Source organism: Guyparkeria halophila, from assembly GCF_034479635.1.
Classification (GTDB): Bacteria; Pseudomonadota; Gammaproteobacteria; order Halothiobacillales; family Halothiobacillaceae; genus Guyparkeria; species Guyparkeria halophila.
Genome location: NZ_CP140153.1, coordinates 1839403 through 1855356 on the forward strand (window position 1 = coordinate 1839403; position 15954 = coordinate 1855356).

At 62.6% G+C, this 15954-nt stretch carries 17 protein-coding genes; 5 read left to right on the plus strand and 12 right to left on the minus strand.

From position 1 onward, the window contains the following. Positions 1-119 precede the first annotated feature (119 nt). Positions 120-2408: an ATP-dependent Clp protease ATP-binding subunit ClpA gene (gene clpA / locus SR882_RS08355; protein WP_322520795.1), complete on the plus strand. Its 2289-nt coding sequence runs from the start codon at positions 120-122 to the stop codon at positions 2406-2408. Positions 2409-2582: 174 nt separating this feature from the next. Here clpA and infA read toward each other — a convergent pair whose 3' ends face one another. Next, positions 2583-2801: a translation initiation factor IF-1 gene (gene infA, locus SR882_RS08360; protein ID WP_058574334.1), complete on the minus strand. Its 219-nt coding sequence runs from the start codon at positions 2799-2801 to the stop codon at positions 2583-2585. A gap of 193 nt (positions 2802-2994) precedes the next feature. Between infA and SR882_RS08365 the strand changes: the two genes are divergently transcribed. After that, positions 2995-3576, plus strand: a complete 582-nt coding sequence (locus SR882_RS08365; RefSeq protein ID WP_322520796.1) for a nitroreductase family protein — start codon at positions 2995-2997, stop codon at positions 3574-3576. Positions 3577-3726: 150 nt separating this feature from the next. Further along, positions 3727-5442: a glutamine--tRNA ligase/YqeY domain fusion protein gene (locus SR882_RS08370; RefSeq protein ID WP_322520797.1), complete on the plus strand. Its 1716-nt coding sequence runs from the start codon at positions 3727-3729 to the stop codon at positions 5440-5442. A 220-nt stretch (positions 5443-5662) separates the two neighbouring features. On the opposite strand, the gene SR882_RS08375 is transcribed toward SR882_RS08370, so the two are convergent. Further along, positions 5663-6022: a high-potential iron-sulfur protein gene (locus tag SR882_RS08375; RefSeq protein ID WP_322520798.1), complete on the minus strand. Its 360-nt coding sequence runs from the start codon at positions 6020-6022 to the stop codon at positions 5663-5665. 132 nt (positions 6023-6154) lie between these two features. Beyond that, positions 6155-6499, minus strand: coding sequence for a putative signal transducing protein (locus SR882_RS08380; RefSeq protein WP_322520799.1), 345 nt, complete (start codon positions 6497-6499; stop codon positions 6155-6157). A gap of 124 nt (positions 6500-6623) precedes the next feature. Between SR882_RS08380 and purM the strand changes: the two genes are divergently transcribed. After that, positions 6624-7661 carry a phosphoribosylformylglycinamidine cyclo-ligase gene (gene purM / locus SR882_RS08385; RefSeq protein WP_322522406.1) on the plus strand — a complete coding sequence of 346 codons (1038 nt, stop codon included), beginning with the start codon at positions 6624-6626 and terminating at the stop codon, positions 7659-7661. After that, positions 7661-8326 carry a phosphoribosylglycinamide formyltransferase gene (purN, locus tag SR882_RS08390; protein ID WP_322520800.1) on the plus strand — a complete coding sequence of 222 codons (666 nt, stop codon included), beginning with the start codon at positions 7661-7663 and terminating at the stop codon, positions 8324-8326. The genes purM and purN overlap by 1 nt, the downstream gene beginning before the upstream one ends. Positions 8327-8488: 162 nt before the next feature. Here the strand turns inward: purN and SR882_RS08395 are convergent, their stop codons facing one another. The 9 genes from SR882_RS08395 to SR882_RS08435 all read right to left on the minus strand — a co-directional run bounded on the left by SR882_RS08395 (position 8489) and on the right by SR882_RS08435 (position 15951). Further along, positions 8489-8884: a hypothetical protein gene (locus SR882_RS08395; RefSeq protein ID WP_322520801.1), complete on the minus strand. Its 396-nt coding sequence runs from the start codon at positions 8882-8884 to the stop codon at positions 8489-8491. Between the two features lie 89 nt (positions 8885-8973). After that, positions 8974-9210, minus strand: a complete 237-nt coding sequence (locus SR882_RS08400; RefSeq protein WP_322520802.1) for a YdcH family protein — start codon at positions 9208-9210, stop codon at positions 8974-8976. A gap of 125 nt (positions 9211-9335) precedes the next feature. Further along, positions 9336-10700 (minus strand): OmpP1/FadL family transporter, encoded by a 1365-nt coding sequence (locus SR882_RS08405; RefSeq protein ID WP_322520803.1) that lies wholly within the window; start codon positions 10698-10700, stop codon positions 9336-9338. Positions 10701-10954: 254 nt separating this feature from the next. After that, positions 10955-12760 (minus strand): AMP-dependent synthetase/ligase, encoded by a 1806-nt coding sequence (locus SR882_RS08410; RefSeq protein WP_322522407.1) that lies wholly within the window; start codon positions 12758-12760, stop codon positions 10955-10957. A gap of 295 nt (positions 12761-13055) precedes the next feature. Further along, the gene (locus SR882_RS08415; protein ID WP_407653369.1) at positions 13056-13340 is read right to left on the minus strand and encodes a HigA family addiction module antitoxin; all 285 of its coding nucleotides are present in this window, start codon (positions 13338-13340) and stop codon (positions 13056-13058) included. A 38-nt stretch (positions 13341-13378) separates the two neighbouring features. Then, positions 13379-13657: a type II toxin-antitoxin system RelE/ParE family toxin gene (locus tag SR882_RS08420; RefSeq protein WP_322520805.1), complete on the minus strand. Its 279-nt coding sequence runs from the start codon at positions 13655-13657 to the stop codon at positions 13379-13381. Between the two features lie 884 nt (positions 13658-14541). Further along, a complete protein-coding gene (locus tag SR882_RS08425; RefSeq protein WP_322520806.1) occupies positions 14542-14982 on the minus strand; it encodes a hypothetical protein in 441 nt (146 codons plus the stop codon). Continuing rightward, positions 14979-15314, minus strand: coding sequence for a hypothetical protein (locus SR882_RS08430; RefSeq protein ID WP_322520807.1), 336 nt, complete (start codon positions 15312-15314; stop codon positions 14979-14981). The genes SR882_RS08425 and SR882_RS08430 overlap by 4 nt, the downstream gene beginning before the upstream one ends. A 10-nt stretch (positions 15315-15324) precedes the next feature. Beyond that, positions 15325-15951: a nucleotidyltransferase domain-containing protein gene (locus tag SR882_RS08435; protein ID WP_323132077.1), complete on the minus strand. Its 627-nt coding sequence runs from the start codon at positions 15949-15951 to the stop codon at positions 15325-15327. Between the last annotated feature and the right edge of the window lie 3 nt (positions 15952-15954).

The following is a 15954-nucleotide window of genomic DNA, read 5'->3' on the forward strand; positions in this document are numbered from 1 at the left end:
GGCAAGGCCGCAATCCGGCGTATCATCGGGACATGGGCAACGGCGCGGCTGTCAGCCGACGCCGGGCCATCTAAGGGAACCGCTGACCGGTTCCCTCACCAGACCGGAGGAGAGGATCGGTGCTGAGCAAATCCCTCGAAACCACCCTGAGCCGCGTGTTCGATCGCGCCCGGCGCCAGAACTACGAATTCGTTACCCTCGAGAGCCTGCTCCACACGCTGCTCGAGGACCCCGACGCGCGCATGGTGCTGGAGGGCTGCAACGCCAATATCTCGCAGCTCGCCATGGACCTCGAGGCGCACATCCGACGCACCACGCCGCGCATCCCGGAGAATGATCCGCGCGAGACCCAGCCGACGCTGGGCTTTCAGCGCGTCCTCCAGCGCGCCGTGATGCAGGTCCAGGCCGCCCAGCGCAGCGAGGTCTCCGGCGCCCACGTGCTCGCCGCGATCTTTGGCGAGCAGGACGCCCATGCCGTGCACCTGCTGCACAAGGCCGGCGTCACGCGCCTGGACGTGATCAACTTCATCTCGCACGGCCCCGAGGCCGATGACGAGGGCGTCGATGACGAGGAGCCGGAGATCAATCAGGCCGACGTCGAGGCCGCCGAGGAGCAGCCGGCCGACGAGAACGCCTTCGAGAACTTCGCGATCAACCTCAACAAGCAGGCGGCCGAGGGCAAGATCGACCCGTTGATCGGCCGTACCGCGGAGCTCGAACGCGTTCAGCAGGTGCTCTCCCGTCGGCGCAAGAACAACCCGCTGCTGGTGGGCGAGGCCGGCGTGGGCAAGACGGCCATCGCCGAGGGCCTGGCGCGCAAGATCGTCGACGGCGAGGTGCCCGAGGCCTTGTCCGAGGCGACCATCTACGCGCTCGACCTCGGCGCCCTGGTCGCCGGCACCAAGTACCGCGGCGACTTCGAGAAGCGCCTGAAGATCGTCTTGAAGAAGGTGCGCTCGGTACCCGACGCGATCCTGTTCATCGACGAGATCCACACCCTGATCGGCGCCGGCTCGGCCTCCGGCGGCTCGATGGATGCCTCGAACCTGATCAAGCCGGCACTGGCCTCGGGCGAACTGCGTTGCATCGGGTCGACCACGCACCAGGAATACCGCAGCATCTTCGAGAAGGATGCCGCGCTGACCCGTCGCTTCCAGAAGATCGACGTCCCCGAGCCGACCGAGGACGAGACGGTCGACATCATTCGCGGCCTGCGCGAGGGCTACGAGAAGCACCACCACGTCGTCTACACCGACGAGGCGATCGAGGCGGCGGTCAAGCTCTCCACCCGCCACATCAATGATCGTCACCTGCCGGACAAGGCGATCGACGTGATCGATGAGGTGGGCGCGCAGTATCGCCTGCTCCACCCGCGCCCCGAGGACAACCGCATCACCGCCAGCGACATCGAGCGCGTGGTGGCACGCATGGCGCGCATCCCGGAGCGCAGTGTCTCCACCTCCGACCGCGAGGTGCTGCGCCACCTCGACCGCAATCTCAAGATGGTGGTCTTCGGCCAGGACGAGGCGATCGCGCAGATCACCACCGCAATCCGCCTGGCCCGTTCCGGCCTGCGGCCGGACAACAAGCCGATCGGCTCGTACCTGTTCGCCGGTCCGACCGGCGTGGGCAAGACCGAGGTCTCCAAGCAGCTCGCCCGTCTGCTGGGTATCGAGCTGGTGCGCTTCGACATGTCCGAGTACATGGAACGCCACAGCGTCTCGCGCCTGATCGGCGCGCCGCCGGGCTACGTGGGCTTCGACGAGGGCGGCCTGCTGACCGAGAAGATCCACAAGAACCCGCACTGCGTGCTGCTGCTCGACGAGATCGAGAAGGCGCACCCGGACGTGTTCAACGTGCTGCTGCAGGTGATGGACAACGGCTCGCTGACCGATACCAACGGCCGCAGCATCGATTTCCGCCACGTCATCCTGATCATGACCTCGAACATGGGTGCCGAGGAGATGGCGAAGAACAGCATGGGCTTCGTCGCGCAGGACATCGGCTCGTCCGGTATGGAGGCGATCAAGCGTGGCTTCACGCCGGAGTTCCGCAACCGGCTGGACGCGATCATCCAGTTCCGCTCGCTGGGCTCGCGCCAGATCGCGAACGTGGTCGACAAGCTGTTGCTGGAGCTCGAGCAGCAACTCGAGGCCAACCACGTCACCCTGCAGGTCGACGACGAGGTGCGCCACTGGCTGGGCGAGAACGGCTACGACGTGGTGCTTGGCGCCCGGCCGATGGCCCGCCTGATCCAGGACAAGCTCAAGCGTCCGCTGGCCGAGCAGATGCTGTTCGGCGACCTGACCGACGGCGGCAAGGCACGCTTCACCATGGACGAGGACGAGCCCGCCCTGATCGCCACGCCCGCCGCCGAGTCGGTGGCGGAAGAATCCTCCACGGCCTGACCAGCCCGGGAAATGAACGGCATGCAAAACGGCGCCCTCTCAGGGGCGCCGTTTTTCTTGGCGGAATGTTTTCGACGGGCGCAGAAACGCGCTCGCCCGGCTCACGTGAGACGTGGCCGGGTGGACTCGTCCGTCGGGATCGATGGCGGCCGGCTCGTTAGAGCCGTCGCGGGATCAGCGGGAGCGGAAGGAGATGCGACCCTTAGTCAGGTCGTAGGGAGTCAGCTGCACCGTGACCTTGTCGCCGGTCAGGATGCGGATGTAGTTCTTGCGCATGCGCCCGGAAATGTGGGCGGTCACCACGTGGCCGTTTTCCAGCTCGACCCGGAACATGGTGTTCGGCAGGGTGTCGATCACCACGCCCTGCATCTCGATGTAATCTTCTTTTGCCATAAATCCTCTAGCAGGTTGAAATGGGGCGTGATTATCGACGAAAACCGAGCTCGCGCCAAGAAAACGCCCCCTTCGGGCCAAACGCTGTTACGAATAGTTCAACAGGCGCGGCCCATTCGATGACCAATCAGGTTGGTCGCAAGCCCGCCATTATGAACGAAAATCGTCCAACCTTATATCGAGACCAGCCGACATGACCGAACGCCAGGACCTGGTGGATGCCCTGATCCACCGCCACTCCACTCCAGCGACCAGCCTGACCGGACCCGCGCCGGACGACGTGACGCTACAGCGCATCCTGCAGGCCGCCGAAAGCGCCCCCGATCATGGCGGGCTTCACCCGTGGCGTTTCCTGGTGATCGACGGCCCCGCCCTCGATCGGCTCGGCGAGATCTTCGTCGAGGCGATGCGCCAGAAGGACCCCGACGCGACGGAGGAAACCCTCGAGCGTGAACGACTCCGTGCGCAGCGCGCGCCGATGATCATCGCCGCTATCGCCCGCGAGGAACCGGAGCACGCCAAGATACCCGAGATCGAACAGTTGCTATCCGCCGGCATTGCCACCCACCAGATGCTGCTTGCTGCGAGGGCGTTGGGTTTCGGTGCCATCTGGCTGACCGGTCTGCGGGTCTACGACGACAACGTCATGCGTCCGCTGGGCCTGGCCGATAACGAGCGACTGATCGGCCTGATCAATATCGGCACCGTCAAGGACGGCGCACCGACACGCGGCAAGCGCCGACGCGAGGCGGCGATCGAACGCTGGACTGGCTGAGTAGCGACCATCGCTGGCCCTGCCCCCGACCCGGATTCCAACACGCCCCCAGGCAATCGTGACTACGGGGGCAGCGAGCCTGCCGAATTTTCGTACAATGGCCGCTTCGCCATTGAACCCAACCACTCCGTCGAGGCCCATCGAGCAAGCATGTCCGAATCCAACGAGCCGATCAGTCACTTTATCCGCAACCGCATCGACGCCGACCAGGAGAAGGGCACCTACGGCGGCAAGGTGACCACGCGTTTCCCGCCGGAGCCCAACGGGTTCCTGCACTTCGGGCATGCCAAGAGCATCTTCCTCAACTTCGGCCTGGCGCGCGACTACGACGGCATCTGCCACCTGCGTTTCGATGACACCAACCCGGTCAAGGAAGAGCAGGCCTATGTCGACGCCATCCGCGAGGACATCGAGTGGCTGGGCTTTCGTGACCCGGCGCACGAACATTTCGCCTCGGACTACTTCGAGACGCTCTACCTGGGCGCGGTCGCCCTGGTGAAGGCGGGGCTGGCCTACGTCGATTCGCAGTCGGCCGAGGAAATGCGCGCCAACCGTGGCACGCTCAAGGAGCCCGGCACCAACAGCCCCTATCGCGACCGGAGCATCGAGGAGAACGTCGAGCTGTTCAGCCGCATGCGCAACGGCGAGTTCAAGGATGGCGAGCACATCCTGCGGGCGAAGATCGACATGGCCTCGCCGAACCTCAACATGCGCGACCCGGCCATCTACCGGATTCGCCACGCGCATCACCACCGCACCGGCGACGACTGGCCAATCTACCCGATGTACGACTACGCCCACTGCGTGTCGGATGCCATCGAGGGGGTCACCCACTCGCTGTGCACGCTGGAGTTCGAGGACCACCGGCCGCTGTACGACTGGTTCATCGACAAGCTCGCGGATCTCGGCTTCTTCGAACGTCCGCTGCCGCAGCAGATCGAGTTCTCGCGGCTGAATCTCACCTACATGCCGCTGTCCAAGCGCAAACTGATCCAGCTGGTCGAGGGCGGTCACGTGGACGGCTGGGACGACCCGCGCATGCCGACGCTCAAGGGCGCCCGCCGGCGCGGCTTCACCCCGGCCGGGTTCAAGCTGTTCACGGACCGCATCGGCGTGTCCAAGTCCGACAGCCTGATCGACTTCGGCGTGCTCGAGGACTGCATGCGCGAGACCTTGAACGAGTCGGCCGAGCGCCGCATCGGCGTGCTCGACCCGCTCAAATTGGTACTGGTGAACTTCCCCGAGGACCACGAGGAGACCTGCCATGCCCCGAACCATCCGCAAAAGCCGGACTGGGGCAAGCGCGAGGTGACACTCACCCGGGAGTTGTGGATCGAGCGCGGCGACTTTGCCCTCGACCCGCCCAAGAAGTACTTCCGCCTCAAGCCCGACGGCGAGGTGCGTCTACGCTACGGCTTTATCATCAAGCACGTCGGTCACGACCTGGACGAGGACGGCAACGTCACCTGCGTCTATGCCGAGTACGACCCGGACACCAAGTCCGGCACCCCGGGCGCGGACGCGCGCAAGGTCAAGGGCAACATCCACTGGCTGTCGGCGCGTGATGCCGTCGAGACCGAGATCCGCCAGTACGACCGCCTGTTCAACGTGCCTGCCCCGGGCGGGCGCCGCGAGGGTGACGAGCCGGAGGTGGAGCGCGACTTCCTCGACGATCTCAACCCCGACTCGATCCACACGTTGTCGGTCTATCTCGAGGCGCGCGCGGCAAACGCCGAACCCGAATCGATCTACCAGTTCGAGCGCCACGGCTACTTCGTCGCCGACCAGAAGGAACACGCGCCCGGTCAGCGTCCGGTGTTCAACCGCGCCGTGACCCTGCGCGACTCCTGGGGCAAGGCCACGTAGGCCGAAACAAACCGTAGGAGTGCCTTTAGGCGCGAAAGGCTGAACGGTAATGGCGGGGTTTTCGCGGCTAAAGCCGCTCCTACGAACTGTATCGGGACTAGTGCCTGGCGAACGAAGAGCCCGGTCAAGCACACAAAAAAACGGCCCGGGACTCCCGGGCCGTTTTCTCGTTGTGCGGCCAGATTAGACGATCCGCGCCGCCAGGTTCACCCTTTCCGGCTCACCCCTTCACGTAGGAACTGCACCAACCCGTACCCTTGACGGCCTTGCCGCGGAAGATGGAGCAACCGCCCCAGCCCTCGCCCGCGGCATCGGCCTTGTAGAGCGCGCAGTTGGCGCAGGTCTGACCGGCCTTGTACGACGCGTGCTCGACCTCGCTGGCATCGTGCTTGTAGTCCAGCGACTTTGCCATGGCGTCGTCCTCGGACAACTGCTCGAGTTCCTGCGCCTGCGCCGGGGCGATCGCCATCAGCGGGATCACGGCCGACGCCAGTGCCCCACCGACGAAACGCCGGCGCGATCGATCCATCGGCAGATCAAATTCCGACCGGCCGAATCGCGAAGTGTGCTTATCCGTCATGTTTCCTCTCCCTTGGATGGATTGACAGCCCCTCGACTGTAGCGCGCTTTCCACCGGCAGGAAAACCATTTAGATAACGCTAACTTGTTAATATACAAACGGTTCTCATTCGTTCGTCCATTCGTGTTCGTCTCACGACATTCCCCAGCTCACCAGCAACACGACCAGGGCGGCAATCACCAGCCACCAGGCCAGCCGTGACGACTCCTCGGGCTCGGGCGTCTCCTCCTCGCCGGCCCGCTCACGTTCAGGTGACGGGGCTGGCTCGCGCTGTTCGTAGTCGGCGATGACGCGCTCGGCACGAGCCTCGTCTCGCTCGTCGAGCAACAACACCCGCGCGAAATCCTGCGGAGCCAACTGCCCCACCGCGCCCTGCTGATAGAACCCGGCCACCTCGGCCTCGATGCCCTCGGCATTCAGCATGCCGCAGACGATATGCGCCTCGAGGATGTCCGCTGCCCGATAGATGGTCTTCATGTACGTTCCCGCCACTGCAATTTCGTCATTCCGGTACCCGGCAAGGAGGCGTCCGGGGCCGCGATTGATGTAGACTACGCGCCATTCCAATCCAAGCGTTCAGCCTACCGCCATGTCCCAGGAAATGTCCCCGGAAAACACCCCCCTCACCTACCGCGACGCGGGCGTCGACATCGATGCCGGCAACAGCCTGGTCGAACGCATCAAGCCCGCGGTCAAGCGCACCCAGCGCCCCGAGGTGATGGGCGGCCTGGGCGGCTTTGGCGGGCTGTTCGCGCTGGACACCTCCAAATTCAAGCAACCGGTACTGGTCTCGGGCACCGACGGGGTCGGCACCAAACTGCGCCTGGCGATCGACCTGGGCAAGCATGACGCCATCGGCATCGATCTCGTCGCCATGTGCGTCAACGACATCCTGGTCACCGGCGCCGAGCCGCTGTTCTTCCTCGACTACTACGCCACCGGCCGACTCGACGTCGACGTGGCCGCCCAGGTGGTCGAGGGCATCGCCAACGGCTGCGAGCAGGCCGGCTGCGCCCTGATCGGCGGCGAGACCGCCGAGATGCCCTCGATGTACGAGGACGGCGACTACGATCTGGCCGGCTTCGCCGTGGGCGCGGTGGAGAAGGACCAGTTGATCGACGGCAGCAAGGTGGCCGCCGGCGACAAGCTGATCGCCCTGCCCGCCTCCGGCCCGCATGCCAACGGCTACTCGCTGATCCGCAAGATCATCGAGCGCGCCCAGCCGGACTGGAACACCCCCGACGGCCAGCAACTAATCGAGCAACTGCTCGCCCCGACCCGCATCTACGCACGCGCCGTACAGGCACTGGGCGAGCAGGTCGACATCCACGCGATGAGCCACATCACCGGCGGCGGGCTGACCGAGAACCTGCCGCGCGTCTACCCGGATCATCTGGGCGCGGCCATCGACTGGTCGAGCTGGCAACGCCCGACCGTGTTCGACTGGCTGGCCGAGCAGGGCAACGTCGAGATCGCGGAGATGCGCCGCACCTTCAACAACGGCGTGGGGATGGTGGTCATCGTCGCCGCCGATCAGGCCGAGCAGGCCGTCTCGGCCATGCAGGCGGCCGGCGAAAATGCCTGGGTAATCGGCGAGATCGTCGAGCGGGGTAACGGCGAGCCCGTCACCTACCGCTGATGGCAGCGGCAGAGAAATCGCGCCTGGTCGTTCTCGCCTCCGGCAACGGCTCGAACTTCCAGGCGATCATCGATGCCTGCGAGACCGGTCGGCTGGATGCGGAGATCGTGCTGCTGGTGGTCAACCGCCCCGACGCCTACGCCCTCGAGCGCGCCGCCAGCCACGGCATCCCCAGCCGCCTGATCGACCACAAGACCTACGCCGACCGCGAGGCCTTCGACGCCGCCATGGCCGAGGCCATCGACGAGGCGCGACCCGACTGGATCATCATGGCCGGCTTCATGCGCATCCTCACCGATGGCTTCGTCGAGCATTTCCGCGGGAAACTAATCAATATCCACCCCTCTCTGTTGCCCAAATACCCGGGCATGAACACCCACGCCCGGGCACTGGAGGCCGGCGACCTGAAGCACGGCGCGACTGTCCACTTCGTCACCCCGACCGTGGATGCCGGCCCGCCGATCGTGCAGGGCCGTCTCGAGATCCTCGACAACGACGACGTCGAGTCGCTCAAGCAACGCATCCATGGCGTCGAGCACCGCATCTATCCACTGGCGATCGACTGGCTGGTGAAGGGCAAGATCGACTTCGACGGGGCGGCTACGCAGACCAGCCCGGCCGTGGTCGATGCCTCCGGCGCACTGATCGTCCCGCCGAGCCCGTAGGCGACACAGAAAACAGAAAACCACACCCCCTGTGGGAGCTTGCCTTGCAAGCGAATCGCGACGACAGGCGCGAGTCCCGGTTTAACGACACGATAGATATCCGCGGGCGCGGCCGCTAAAGCGGCCTTCGCGAGCGAGGCTCGCTCCCACAGTGTGGCATTCTCAGCGCCCTGCCCGGCCGACCAACCACGGCATCGCCGCCATCAGGAGCAAGCTGAGCGCGTAGGCCATGCCGGCCACCGGGTCACGTCCAGCCAGGTACTCCGCCAGCGTCAGTCCACGCAGCCCGAGCACGAGAGTGATCTCCGCCAGCAGCAGCCACCCCACGGCCAGGAACCCCACAACGACGCGCGGGGGCATCCTCGTCGGCAATGCAAAGCGACGCACCGTCCAGCGGGCGGCCAGCACGACCACCACCAGCATCAGAGGCATCTCGACCAGCTCTGCGACACGCGTACCCAGCCACGGGGTCAGCCACAGCTCCCGCAGTACACCGAGGAAAAATCCCGCGGCGAATACCCACAGGAAATACGCCGTCCCGGCACTGAGCACCTTCATCGCTCTTCTCCTGGGTTACCGACCTTCCCTAAGCAAAAGGGCCCGCCTGAACCAGGCGGGCCCTTATCGTGTGCCATCCGGCGGACCGATCAGCCCTTGAGCATGGCGTAGAGCTCATCCTTCAGCGCCAGGCGCTGCTTCTTGAGTTCTTCCATGTGTTCGTCGGTGACCGGCTCGTCCTGCTTTTCCAGCCGCTCGATTTCCTTGGTCAGCTCGTCGTAACGCTCGAACTGCTTGTGGAAATGATTGTCGCTGGTCTTGAGCTCATGGATGCGCTCCTTGAACTCCGGGAATTCATGCGCCAGATCGTGATGGTCTACCTGCATCGGTCACCTCTGTTTGGGGTAAAAAGACGGGCCGGAACGCCCGGCCGTCACAAGCCTAGATCATAGCGCTGAATGCGACAGGCGTCTTCCCAGCAGTTCGCTCGGGAATGGCCCCACGACCCCCGTCAGAACCTGGCATTGACCTGCAGGCCGAGGATATCGACCTCGCCTTCGTATTGACCCTGCAACGTGTCCGGGATGCTCGATTCCGTGGTGTTGTTGATGGTGCTGTCGTTCAGCCAGATATGCGTGTAACCGACATCCACCGACCACTGCTGGTTGATCGCGTAACCAAGCCCGATCGATCCCCAGGTGCGATCGGCATCCGGCAGGCGAGCGGTGCGAAATTCGGCGCTGGGCACCGGCGTCGGATCGTAGGCCGCGCCGGCACGCAGGGTCCAGCGCGGCGCGAACTGCCACTCACCGCCCAACGCCACCCGTAGGGTGTCGTCCCAGTTCTCGGTCGTGATGGATTCGCGACCACCGCTCTGTTCAACCTTGAGCTCTTCGAAGCTCGACCAACCGGTCCAGAGCAGGCCGAGCGAGCCGGTCACGGTATCCGTGAACTGATGGGTCACACTCGCCGACAGGCTGGCGGGCAAGTCCAAGCCGGCCGAGGCGGGGCTGTCGGCAAAGGCTGGATTGGCAGCAAGATCGGTGGGCATCGTGTAATCCGCGTCACCTTTGAGCTTGTGATCGATGCCGGAGTGATAACTCACGCCGAGCCGCGTGCGGTCGGTCGGCTGCCACAGGGCGCCGATGGTATAGCCGACGGACCAATCATCTCCCTCGATCTCAACACGACCATCGCTGGATGGCTGACCAGGAATTAACCCATCATTAGCGCAAGCGATGCCGGCAGTTGTCGCATCTAGCCCTTGAGCAATGCCTCCACCCACACAAGCCGCCCCGCCATCGATGGCGGAGGTCAGCTTCGCCTCGGCACGCTGGATATTGATCGCACCGCCAACGGTCCACTCGGGAGTGAGGTCAAAGCTGATCGACGGGCTGATATCGATCACCTCGATGTGGCTTTCAACACCGTGATAACGCCCCAGCCACTCCTTGTCATATTCCGTTGCCAGGCCGAACGGCACGGTCAGCGCCACCCCGACACGGGTCCGCTCGTTCAACTGATGAACCATCGAGGCATTCGGGATTGCGGCGGCGTCACCGGCATCCCCGCCGAGTCCGCCGACAGTCGGACCGAAGGCACTCCGTGAACTCGCCCCGGCCTGCAATTCGAACGACGGGCGAATGTAGGCGAGGCCACCCGAAACAGCGGTTCCCTCGATCTGCGTCATTGCCGCCGGGTTGCCGATCATGCCGCTGGCCTGGCCGTTGCCGGTGGCAAGGTTGGCGTAGGCTTGGCCCAGATCGGTGGCGTTCTTTTCCATCAACGCAAAGCCGGCGGCTTGCGCCTGGCCGGCCAGCGCGGCCATCGACAGCGACACGGCAGTCGCCAGGGTGGTCTTGTGGATGCGGTTCACGGTGGGACTCCTCTCTCTTTCCTTTGGTTTTTTCTATTTTGATTTGCGTGACTGACGGGTCGCTCCTAGCGAACCCCCGTCGAAGCGCTTTCAGGCGCGATGGCCAATTCTGCCCCGCTGTTGTCGCGGCAATCGCGGCTAAAGCCGCTCCTACTGTGTACGCCCGACGCCTTTCGCGCGGATCCCTGGTCACGCCGGGACGGCCGCTGACGCGGCCTTCGCGGGCAAGGCCCGCTCCCACAGGCTCTGGTGGTTTAGCGGGCGGTGAACAGAGCCTTGATGTCCTCGGCGTGTTCCTTCTCGATCAGCGGACGCTTGAGCTTCTGGGTCGGCGTCATCAGGCCGTCCTCGATGGTCCACGGCTCGGTAAGGATCTTCACGCGACGGATCTGCGCATAGCCCGGAAAGTCTTCCAGGCGGGCATTCACGCGCTTGAGCACCAGTCGCTCGACGAAGCGGTCGGTCAGCGTTTCCGGCTCCTCGGGGTCGAAGTCGAACTCGCGCATCAACCCGGTGAAGGTCTCCGGCTCGACCACCACCAGGGCGGCCAGTTGATGCTGCCCCTCGCCGAGTACCAGCACCTGGTCGACCAATGGGTCGAGAGCGATGGCGGATTCCATGGCCGCCGGCGGCACCTTCTCGCCGTTGGCCATCACGATGATGTCCTTGAGCCGACCGGTGATGCGGATGTGACCGTCCGCGTCGATCGCCGCCTGGTCGCCGGTATGCAGCCAGCCCTGCTCGTCGATCGCCGCGCCGGTGGCCTCCTGGTTCTTCCAGTAGCCCTGCATCACCCCGGCGCCCTTGACCAGCAGCTCGTCGTGCTCGCCCAGGCGCACCTCCACCCCGTCGAGCACCGTGCCGATGGTTTCGGGACGGTTGTCCTCGGGGCGATTGACCGACACCACCGGGCTGGCCTCGGTCAGGCCGTAGCCCTGCAGCACCGGCACGCCGATGCCGGTGAAGACCGTTGCCAACTCCGGCGACAGCGGCGCCCCGCCACAGATGGCGTAACGCAGCCGGCCACCCAGTCGCTCGCGCAGCTTCGCGGCCACCAACCGGTCGAACAGCGGCCAGAAGGCGGCCTTCAGGGCACTGCCGTCGCGGCCCTGTGCCCGCTCGAATCGGGCCGAGCCCACCGCAACGGTGCGCTCGAACAGTTTCTGCGCGAACGCGCCCTTCTTCTTCAGCGCCACACCGATGCGGTCGTAGACCCGCTCGTAGACGCGCGGCACCGAAATCAGCAGGGTCGGCTTGATGATGCCCAGATCCTCGCCCAGCTGCTGCGCCGAGCGGGCGAAGGCGACCGTCGAGCCGCAGATCATGGGCAGGTAATAGCCGCCGGTACGCTCAAGGGTGTGCGACAGCGGCAGGAAGGAGAGAAACAGGTCGTCGCCGGTGATCGAGGCGACCTTCGAGCAGGCGAAGGCGTTCTCCAGCATGTTGCTGTGCGTGAGCATCACGCCCTTGGCCCGCCCGGCCGTCCCGGAGGTATAGACGATCGAGGCGAGCGTCTGGCCGTCGGCCTCCAAACGCTCCGGCTCGCCACGCGCGCCGAAGGTCCAGTCGGCAAACGACTCCAGGTGCTTGTCCTTGGCGCCGTCCTCGGCATCCACCGGCGCCAGGGTAACGATGCGCTTGAGGGACTCGAAGCCATCAGTCACCGCCTCGAGCCCGCGCCACTGGCGCCGACCGTCGACCACCAGCAGCCGCGCCTCGGTCTCCTTGATAATCTTCGCCACGTTCTGTGGCCGGTCGTCCGTGTACAGCGGCACCGTCACCAGCCCCAGGCCGAGTGCCGCCTGATCGAACAACACCCACTCGCGAGCGTTCTTGAGCATCATCGCGATGCGATCGCCGGGCTTGAGATCGTCACGCTTCATCGCCGCCTGGATGCGCCCCACCTCATAGGCCATGTCGGCCCAGGTGGTATCGATCCAGTCCTGGCAACCGGGATCGTATTGCCGGTAGGCGATGGCATCGGGCGTGCGCTCGACGCGCTCGAAAAAAAGCCCGCTCAGGTTGACGGCCTGGGCAGGCGTGACGCGGTGATCCGCCAAGTGACTGGCGTGGGTCGGGTTGGGCGAGGACATCAATTTCCTCCGGGTGACATTCCTATGACTCGCCGGAGTGTATCAGTGACGATACACGAGGTAACGGCATAGAGTTTTATGGGGCATCAAGCCGCAAAAGCCTGTTGCAAGGCCATTTATCACCTAGCCCAAGGACTGGGAGACACGGTGGTGGTCTAACGCGGGAGGGGTTTCGCACGCCGGCCGTGAGACTAGCCGTAAGGGGGTGGAACCTTCGTTTTCCGCCATGCGGTGACCTAATGCTGAGGCCTTTAAGACGGCATCAGGTGGCGACCGGGACGATCTCCTGAGTCAGGCTGTCGCCACGCTCGATTTCGGCCCGACGTAATTCGTATTCCATCTGCAGGTTCAGCCAGAACCTCGCCGTCGTGCCGAAGTACTGCGCCAGACGCAATGCCGTGTCCGCCGTCACACCCCGGCGCTCCAGCACGATGTCGTTGATGCGGCTGGGCTGCACCTTCAGGGCCTTGGCCAGTGCATTGGCGCTCAGCTCCATCTGCTCGAGGTAGTCCTCGCGCAAGATCTCGCCCGGGTGGACCGGGCGCATGCCGTTCTTGATTGTCATCAGCTCACCCTCCTTCACGTTCAGTGATAATCCACCAGTTCGACGTCTTCCGGTCCGCGGTCCGTCCAGCGGAAGCACAGACGCCACTGGGCGTTGACCCGGATGCTGTGATGACCGGCCCGGTCGCCGCTAAGCGTTTCCAGCCGATTGCCCGGCGGCGAGGCCAGGTCCTCCAGTGCCTCCGCTGCGTGAAGCTGAGCCAGCTTGCGTTCGACGATCCGCCGGATATCCGACCAGCGGCGGGATCGGCCGGTCTCGAACAGCGTCTGCGTGTCCTTGCAGCGGAAGCTCCTGATCATGGTTTCGAGAATATACCGTTTATCGGTAAGCGGCAAACTACTCGTTTAAAACCTACGACCAGACCCAACCTGCCGTGGTACTGAACTCTGAGAAATGTCCAGACGTTGGGAGACGTGTTTCGCACGCAGGTTGCGTGTTGAGGCACAGATCAGACGCGGCGCGCTGCGTGCGAGGATTTTTCTTGCTTGTCCAAGAAAACACCCCAAAAGAAGGACACCCCACGGCTTAGCCCTTCGGGCCTTCGAGGCCGGACTTACGTCCGACCTCGAAGCCTCACGACCAGCGGCTGACTCGGGGCCGGCTCGACGCGACGTCGTGTCGCGCTGAGCCTCGGAGCGACATCCCTGTCGCTCCGACCCCGGCCACCCGCCGGCCGTGAGGCAAGCCGAAAGGGGAGAAACCTTCGTTGACCGCCGTGCGGCACGATTGCCACCGAAGCCTCTCCTGCCATTCGAACCCCAACAGCCCAAAGACAACTCGCCGATTGAGTGTGCCTAAAAATTTCAAACGAAGGGTGAGCCCCCTTACGCCTTGCCTCGCGAGCGGGGAATCGCAGGGTCGGGCCGCCAAGGACGGCGGCCCGAGGTTCGCCGCGACAGGACGTCGCGTCGAACCGACCCGTCCGCGATTGCCCGTTCGCGAGGCTGATCGCGGCAGCGATCAGGCCCGCAGGGCCAAGGCGTCGGGGTGTCCTTCTTTTCGTCGGTTTTCTTGGACAAGCAAGAAAACCGACTCGCGCGCCGGGCACCACGGGTGCATCGGTGCCCCTCACGCAAACAGCGCGTGAAATCAATCCACCAGCCGACCGACCAAAGGGCCCATCACGCTTACCTCCTACTACCCCGCCTCAAATAAAGCAGTCCAAGGCCGATACTGCAGCCCGTCAGCCAAAAAACTGCCAAAGAATGATCGGAACAACAAAGAGGATTAGATAAGGAAGCCAGAACAAAAATCTATTCACAGAAAAAAGGCTTCTTAGATCACTCATACGGGGGGCATCAAGATCTGTCCCCACACTATCTGGGAAGACAGGCCTGTCATCATGCGCAATGAAGCCATTAATCGTGCGCTCGATCTCAAGCGATTTGTTTATTATTTGATCTTGGAGACACCGGAACCCTGATTCCAGCATCAGAAAAATAAGAGACAAAAATGAAGCCACTAAAAAAACATAACTCTCTCCAGAAGTAAATCCATAGGAAATAATCCCAGCAGAGACCGTAAAACAAACCGACTTAATCTTCCATGCAGCGCCACCCATATCTCGTATGAGGTCCTGATAAACGCTCCAAGCCTTCAAGGCAATTTCAAGATCATCCTTCATGGCGACAAAGTGCCTAGGAAATTACCGATATAACAGGATGCAAAAGTGTCTATATCAAGGTTATGATCGCGGTAATCTTTTGACATCAGCATTTCTTCGTTTTTCAACATACCCAAAACGGCCTCAAGCTGAGGGGTTCTTTCGGACATCTCGTTTAAACGCTTGCGAAAATCAATATGGCTTTGGACTGGCTCATTAAACATACTCATGTGAACTTCACCGATCATGAGTTTATATGCGCCTTGCAATTTTTTCCTACCCTCGCCTGAGTCATAGTCAGCCGGATACTTAACCGCCTTTTCTAGATCAAGGAAGACCCATTCAGAAATCAAAACAACCTCCTTAAAACCTTCTCAGCCCTTTCCATTTTTGAGCCAAAGCTTCGAATTTTATCAAATCAGATTTTCCATATCGGCCAATTCTCTCGTAGCAATTATCAAGATGGATAAAATCCTTAGACATTTGCTCGGGAAGCCCAAATCCATACCTCAACGCAGACAGCTTATCAAACATGTAACATTTGCGTTGCGCAAGACTGAATATTCCTATATTTTTTATCGACCTAAAAACAATAGACAAATAAGGAACGACGTTCTCTTTATAAAAAGGATACGAGTCAGCATAATTCAGAACCGAAGCATACTCCGATATCTCGCGATCGAACGAAGAAGCCACATTAAAATTGGATCTAATGCGATCCCAAACCACGTCATCCCCTTCTAAAAGCATGCCCTCGGAAAAGACGTGGAAGAGAAACAAAGAACCGATTTCGCACAATCGAACGAACTCTTCGATCGTATAATCGATGTAAGAACGATAAGCCAAACCAGAAACCCAGGAAGGCAGCAAGGGCTGTCGCTCATGACCAACTCGAAGAATATCGACATCGCTCGTTTCACACGCGTCTCCTCGAGCATAGGACCCAATCAACACTGTAAACTCAATGTTATGAAGGCTTAGGTTACTCATTGT